Annotated in this window: 5 protein-coding genes and 1 pseudogene; 5 read left to right on the top strand and 1 reads right to left on the bottom strand. The window is 70.7% G+C overall.

The features are described 5' to 3' along the window. A pseudogene (locus tag D7Y13_RS46035) lies at window positions 1-1,245 on the top strand (hypothetical protein); the annotation flags it as partial. 15 nt (window positions 1,246-1,260) lie between these two features. Here D7Y13_RS46035 and D7Y13_RS36135 read toward each other — a convergent pair. Continuing rightward, window positions 1,261-2,124 (bottom strand): PorV/PorQ family protein, encoded by an 864-nt coding sequence (locus tag D7Y13_RS36135; protein WP_120535970.1) that lies wholly within the window; start codon window positions 2,122-2,124, stop codon window positions 1,261-1,263. Window positions 2,125-2,184: 60 nt separating this feature from the next. Between D7Y13_RS36135 and galU the strand changes: the two genes are divergently transcribed. The 4 genes from galU to priA all read left to right on the top strand — a co-directional run. Further along, the gene (gene galU / locus D7Y13_RS36130; RefSeq protein ID WP_120585312.1) at window positions 2,185-3,087 is read left to right on the top strand and encodes a UTP--glucose-1-phosphate uridylyltransferase GalU; all 903 of its coding nucleotides are present in this window, start codon (window positions 2,185-2,187) and stop codon (window positions 3,085-3,087) included. Further along, window positions 3,084-3,839: a hypothetical protein gene (locus D7Y13_RS36125; protein ID WP_120535972.1), complete on the top strand. Its 756-nt coding sequence runs from the start codon at window positions 3,084-3,086 to the stop codon at window positions 3,837-3,839. The genes galU and D7Y13_RS36125 overlap by 4 nt, the downstream gene beginning before the upstream one ends. Before the next feature lie 102 nt (window positions 3,840-3,941). After that, entirely contained in the window at window positions 3,942-4,550 is a 609-nt protein-coding gene (locus tag D7Y13_RS36120; RefSeq protein WP_120535973.1) for a glutathione S-transferase family protein, read from the top strand. 187 nt (window positions 4,551-4,737) lie between these two features. Next, the coding region (priA, locus tag D7Y13_RS36115; RefSeq protein WP_244222420.1) for a replication restart helicase PriA at window positions 4,738-6,675 on the top strand (1,938 nt) is incomplete at its 3' end.

The raw sequence follows: 6,675 nt of genomic DNA, 5'->3' as shown, positions 1-6,675 counted from the left end.
GTCCCGCCGGCCCCCGTCCGTCCACGCGGTGTCTTCGATGGGCCCACCCTCGACCAGATTCCGGACGAGGATGAGGACTCGGAGGAGCTGGGCGGCGGGCCCGTGGAGGCCACGAGCGTCATCGCGTGGGAGGCGCCTCCCGGCCGCATGGACCCGGTGCGCCGCATCCACCGCGCTGGCCGCCCCGAAGGCACCATGTCCGGCCCGGCCCCCGTGCGCGCCACCGGCCCCTCACGCCCTGGCGTCGGCGGCGCGGAGACCCGCGAAACCCCGCTCGTCCCGGAGGCGGCGGCTCCCGCCGAATCCACCTCCGCCGAACCCATCGTCTTCAAGCTCGTGCGCGAGCGTCCGCTCGACCCGAAGCCCTACCGGGGCCTCGTCGAACACTTCGAGCAGCGCAAGGATGTCACCCGCGCCGCGCTGATGCGCGAACTCGCGGACGCGCTCGAAGGCCGCGACATCTCCGCCCCCCGCGTCCAGCGCGGACCGCTCTCCAGCCAGGAGCGCGCCGGCCTGCGCCACCCGGGCCTGCGCACCCCGGCCGGTGAGCTGCTCGCGTGCGTGGGCATCGCGCTGTGCCGCCTGTTCCCATCCCCGACGCGCATCGCCAGCGCCTCGGAGCCCCTGCGCGCCAACGCCGGCCCCGGCGCCCCCGCCATCCTGGACGCGCTGCACACCGTCGCGCGCCTGCTCGGAGTGCCCCTGCCGGAGCTGGTCGCGGGGGATGACGACACCGCGAACATCACCCCGGTGCACATCACCGTCCCGCGCCTCGTCGTGGGCCGGCAGCTCGTCCAGCAGCCCCTGTCCGTCGCGGAGCTGCGCTTCCACGCCGGACGCGCCCTGTTCTCCATGTCGCCGGACCTGCTCGCCCTGCGGGCCCTGCGCAAGGACCACCTGCTGCGCGCGCTCGCGCTCCTGTCCTCCGTCCTCAAGGACCCCAAGGGCGCGGGCGACGATGCCCGCGTGGTGCGCGAAGCCCTGTCCCCCAAGGCCCTGGAGCGCGCCTCCGCCCTGATGGAGCCCGGCACCCGCGACTTCGACGCGAGCCTGCTGTCCGCCGCCGCGAGGGACTCCGCCAACCGCGCGGGCCTCGTCGCCTGCGGTGGCCCGGGCCCCGCCCTCACCGCGCTGCGCGCCCGCCGGCCCCACGACTCAGAGCTGGAGGAGCTGGTCCGCTTCGCCGCCTCCGAGCGCTACCTCGCCCTGCGCGACCCGAATGACGCGGGCCGCTCCGGACGCTGAAGAAGCGCGCCGCCCTCAGTTCACCGAGACCCGCAGGGTCATCACCAGCAGGCGCCCGTTCTCACCGCCCAGGTCGTGCTGGTACGCCAGGTCCACGCCGCCGCCGCCGGGCGACAGGAAGCCCAGGCCCGCGCTCAGCCGCGAAATCTTCTGGAAGCCGTCGTACGTGTAGCCCACGCGCACCGGCAGCACCTGGTTCAGGGTGTACTCCGCGCCGCCGTTGTACGTGAGCACCGCGGAGTCGCGCGTCTCGAAGTCGCCGCGCACGTCCGCCGCCAGCACCAGCGCCTGCCCCACGTAGCCCAGGTGCGCGGAGTAGTAGCGCGTCAGCTCCACGTTCTCCGTGTCGATGAGGTTGTGCCCCGACACGCCCACCGTCACCTGCTCCCCCAGCCGCACCAGCAGGCCGGCGTCCAGCGTGATGGAGTTGGCGAAGCGCGACTGGCCATTGAGCCGCAGGTAGTGCCCCGACATGCCAATCATCAGCGACTGGCTCAGGGGAATCGCGCCGCCCAGCGTGCTCAGGTTCGCCGTCGTCCGGCTGCCCCCTCGCCCCAGGCTCAGCCAGTGGTAGTCCACCCCCAGCGCCAGCCGGCCACTGCTGGAGTCCGACAGGCTGATGCCCAGGAACCCCTCCTTGTTGCGCGGGTCGTAGGCCCCCGTCCCTTCAATGCGGTAGGCCGGGAACAGCACCATGGCCGCCGGATTGCCCTGGAGTGCATCCGCACCCAGCCCCACGGCCCGGAACGCGCTGCCCATGCCCAGGGCCCGGGCGTTGGCCAGGTTGCGCAGCTCCTCCGCCGGTTCAGCGGCCCGGGCGACGACGGGAACCACGGACAGCGTCAACGACAGGGCGACAACGATGGCACGGAGCGGCATGGCACCGGGGAATCTATCCGGCTTGCTGGGGTTCTGGGCCACCAATAGATTCCCCGCCCCATGTCCTCTCCCGACACGAAGGCAGCGAAGCTCATCCGCAAGTGCGTCATCCCCGCCGCTGGCCTGGGCACCCGTTTCCTTCCGGCCACCAAGGCCGTGCCCAAGGAGATGTTGCCCATCGTCGACACGCCCACCCTCCAGTACATCGTGGAGGAGGCCGTCGCCGCCGGCATCGAGGACGTCGTCGTCATCAACGGCCGGGGCAAGTCCTCCATCGAGGACCACTTCGACATCGGCTTCGAGCTGGAAACCACGATGCGCGCGCGCGGCAAGACGGCGGAGGCCGACAAGCTGCGCGCCATCGCGAACCTCGTGCGCATCGTCAGCATCCGCCAGAAGGAGCCGCTGGGCCTGGGCCACGCGGTGCTGTGCGCGAAGAGCGTCATCGGCAACGAGCCCTTCGGCGTCCTGCTGGGCGACGACATGATCGACGCGGAGGAGCCGGGCATCGGGCAGCTCGCGCGCGTCTACCAGCAGCACCAGAAGGCCGTCATCGCCCTCATGGAGGTGCCCGACAGCGAGACGCACATGTACGGCATCGCCGCTGGCAAGGACCTGGGCAACGGCGTCATCCAGATCGACCACGTGGTGGAGAAGCCCAAGAAGGGCACCGCGCCGTCGAATCTGGCCGTGATTGGCCGCTACGTGCTGCCGCCGTCCATCTTCCCCATCCTGGAGAATCAGACCACCGGCGTGGGCGGGGAGATCCAGCTCACGGACGGCCTGGCCACCCTCCAGAAGACCGAAGGTCTGCTGGGCTACAAGTTCCAGGGCCAGCGCTACGACGCCGGCGACAAGGTGGGTTACCTGAAGGCGAATATCGCCTATGCGCTCAAGCGCCCCGACCTGCGCGGAGGACTCCTGGAGTACATGCGCGAGGTCGTCAAGACGGAGAAGCCGTGAAGCGTTTCATCGCAGTGTCAGTGGTCCTCGCCTCCCTTACCGCCGGCGCCTATGTGCTGCCCGGCGGCTCCATCCTCCGGCGCATGGCCACCGCGCGTGAAGAGAAGCGGCTGTCCGCCTTCCGCGTGGAAGGCTCCGTCATCTTCTCCTCCACCGCCGTGCCGGAGGCGGGAGCCGTCCTCAACGTCCCCACCGAACGCACGGACCTCCAGGGCGACGGGGTGCTGTCGGTGAAGATTCCGGGCCGCTGCCGCTTCGACGTCAGCTCGCCCGAAAGCAGCAACAAGGCCGCGACGGTGCAGGTCTCCGGCAGGAAGCGCGTGGAGGGCAAGGAACTGCCCGCCGTCTCCGTGCTCGTCGCGCAGGTGTGCGCCCTCCTCGCGCAGGACGCGGGCAGCGTGCAGGACACCAAGCTGGCCCTGGAGGCGTACCTCCAGGGGCTGGGCATCGACACGAAGCGCACCTCGCTGGCGCGCTTCGGCGGTGAGGTGGCGTACGTGCTGGGTGACCCCGCGGAGGGCAAGCCCCAGTTCTGGGTCTACAAGGACGCCTTCCGGGCCGCGCGCGTGCGCTACAACGACACGGCCGGCACCGCGTGGGATGTGCGCTTCGTGGACTACACGGCGCCGGCCACCGGGGACTGGATGCCGCGCACGGTGGAGGTGTGGAAGGCCGGGCAGCGCGTGGTGCGCTTCACGGCGCTCAAGGCGGACAACCGCAGCGCGGTGTCGGACAAGCTCTTCACGCCGTAGCGCGTCACCTTCGAATCGCTTGCGGTGGGCGGGACCGCGGCAGAAAGTCCCGCCCATTCCAAGGCCGGGATGAACCCGGCCCCTGGCGCGGAGGCGATTCACATGAAGGTCTACGGCAACCCGATGAGCACGTGTAGCCGCAAGGTCATGACGGTCCTGGCGGAGAAGAACCGCGAGGTCGAGTTCATCAGCATCGACCTCATGAAGGGCGAGCAGAAGACGCCCGCGCACCTGGCGCGCCAGCCCTTCGGCGTGGTGCCCGTGCTGGAGACGGACGACGGCTTCCAGATGTACGAGTCGCGCGCCATCATCCGCTATCTGGACCGCACCCTGCCGGGCACGTCGCTGACGCCGACGGATCCGAAGGCCTACGCGCTCATGGAGCAGTTCATGAGCGTGGAGAGCTCCTACTTCTCCACCCCGGCGATGAAGGTCGTGATGGAGCGCTTCCGGGGCACCAACGACGAGGCCAACATCGCCAAGGGCCGCGAGGGCATGAAGAAGCCCCTGGAGGTCATCGACGCGGTGCTGGCAAAGCAGCCCTTCCTCGCGGGCAACGACTTCACGCTCGCGGAGGTCACCTGGGCCCCGTACGTGGACTACGTCTTCGCCGTGGGCGAGCAGGCGGTCATCGCCGAGCACAAGAACGTGATGGCCTGGTGGGACCGCGTGGCCAACCGGCCGTCGTTCAAGAAGGCCACCGGCCGCTAGTCCCCACGCACGGCCGCTTCTTCCTCCGCGTCGTCTCCGAAAAGCAGTCATGGGGCCTCTTCCGCACGCGGGAGGGGCCCCTTGCTTTTTGGCCGGAATCCAGGGGCATGTCAGACGCTCCAGGCACAGTGGATCCCGGGTGCAGGACGGGCGGGGTCCGGGGAGTCGGGCGGCAAGAGGGCGGCACATGGAGCAAGAACACTTCGCGCTGGGCGGCGTTTCGGGGACGGACGGGGAGGTTTCCTCTCGCGGTTCCATCCCGCTGCGGACGCGCCGTACGGATGTGGGAAGGGAACTGTCGTTGGGGGAGCGCGCCGCTACAGTGCGCCCCGTCGTGAGCGCCACCCCCGCCCTTCTTGCGTCCGTCGCCGTCGGCCGCCCCGTGCGCGGGGAGTTCACCTACCTGGTGCCGGAAGCGCTCGCGGGCAACCTGGCCCCGGGCCAGCGCGTGCTCGTGCCCTTCGGACGCGGCATGGCGCTGGGCTTCTACCTGGGGCCGGCGAACGCGCCCGTGGAGGGCGGCGTCCGGCTCAAGCCCATCCAGCGCGTGCTGGAGGATTCGCCGTCACTGCCCAAGGACCTCATCGCGCTCCTGCGCTTCGCGGCCGAGCACTACCGCCACCCGCTGGGCGAGGTCATCCGCGGCGCGCTGCCGCCGGGCCTCTCCACCGCGGTGGATGAGAAGGCGGCGAAGGCGGACGTGCAGCACTTCGCGGAGGCGGTCGTCACGGAAGTCCCGCCGCAGCTCAACCGCGCTCCGGCCCAGGCCGCCGCGCTCCAGTACCTGCTGGCGGTGGGCGGACGCGCGCAACTGGAGGAGGTGGCGCACGCCATCCCCGGTGCGCGGGAGACGCTCAAGAAGCTGGCGGCGCGCGGGATGGTGAAGCTGGTGGAGGTGGTGCTGGAGCCCGGCGTGCGCGAGGGCCTCATCCAGGGCCGTCCGGACCACCTCACCCCGGAGCAGGACGTGGCGGTGCGCGAGCTCCAGGGCGCCGTGGATGCCGGCGGCTTCCAGCCGTACCTCCTGCACGGCGTCACCGGCAGCGGCAAGACGGAGGTGTACCTGCGCGCGGTGGAGCATGCGCTGTCGCAGGGCAAGGGCAGCCTGGTGCTGGTGCCGGAGATCGCGCTGACGCCGCAGCTCGTGGGGCGCTTCCGCAGTCGCTTCGGCGGGGACGTGGCGGTGCTGCACTCGGGGCTGAAGGACCGGGAGCGGCTGTTCCACTGGCAGGCGCTGCGCAAGGGCACGGTGAAGATCGCCGTGGGGGTGCGCTCGGCGGTGTTCGCGCCGGTGGAGAACCTGGGGCTCATCGTCGTCGACGAGGAGCACGACCCGTCCTTCAAGCAGGACGAGAAGCTGCGCTATCAGGCGCGCGACCTCGCGGTGGTGCGCGGCAAGCAGGCCGGCGCGGTGGTGGTGCTGGGCTCGGCCACGCCCGCGCTGGAGACGCTGCAGAACGCGCGCGCGGGCCGCTACAAGCTGCTGGAGCTGAAGAGCCGCGTGGATGACCGGCCCATGCCCACCATCAGTCTGGTGGACCTGCGCGTGGAGCGTCCGCGCGAGGGGCAGGTGACGGAGGAAGCGCCCATCCTCAGTCCGCAGATGCTCCAGGCGATGGAGGAGACGGTGGCCAAGGGGCAACAGGTCATCCTGTTCCTCAACCGCCGGGGCCACAGCACCATCCTCTTGTGCGAGGTGTGCGGCCTGTCGCTCAAGTGCCACGACTGCGACGTGTGCATGACGCACCACCAGTCCCAGAACCGGGTGGTGTGCCACTACTGCGGCGTGGCGTTCCCGGTGCCCAACAGTTGCCGGGAGTGCACGGGCCCGCTGCTCAAGCTGGGCATCGGCACTGAGCGCGTGGAAGCGGAGGTCTCTGAACGGCTCCCGGGTGCGCGCGTGGCGCGGTTGGACCGGGACTCGGCGACGAGCGCGGAGCGGCTGACGGAGCTGCTGGCGTCGTTCGCGCGGCGGGAGATCGACGTGCTGGTGGGCACGCAGATGGTGGCCAAGGGGCACGACTTCCCGGGCGTGACGCTGGTGTGCGTGGTGATGGCGGACACGTCGCTGGCGATTCCCGACTTCCGCGCCTCCGAGCGCACCTTCCACCTGCTGACCCCGGTG

It is taken from the genome of Corallococcus praedator (assembly GCF_003612125.1).
Taxonomy (GTDB): Bacteria; Myxococcota; Myxococcia; order Myxococcales; family Myxococcaceae; genus Corallococcus; species Corallococcus praedator.
The sequence above is the reverse complement of the archived record's forward strand: the minus strand, read 5'-3'. Positions and strand labels throughout refer to the sequence as shown.

Bases quoted from the DNA above. Each gene is read 5' to 3' on its own strand.
- D7Y13_RS36135 (WP_120535970.1), bottom strand. From the start codon at position 2,124: ATGCCGCTCCGTGCCATCGTTGTCGCCCTGTCGTTGACGCTGTCCGTG.
- galU (WP_120585312.1), top strand. From the start codon at position 2,185: ATGTCCTCTCCCGACACGAAGGCAGCGAAGCTCATCCGCAAGTGCGTC.
- D7Y13_RS36120 (WP_120535973.1), top strand. From the start codon at position 3,942: ATGAAGGTCTACGGCAACCCGATGAGCACGTGTAGCCGCAAGGTCATG.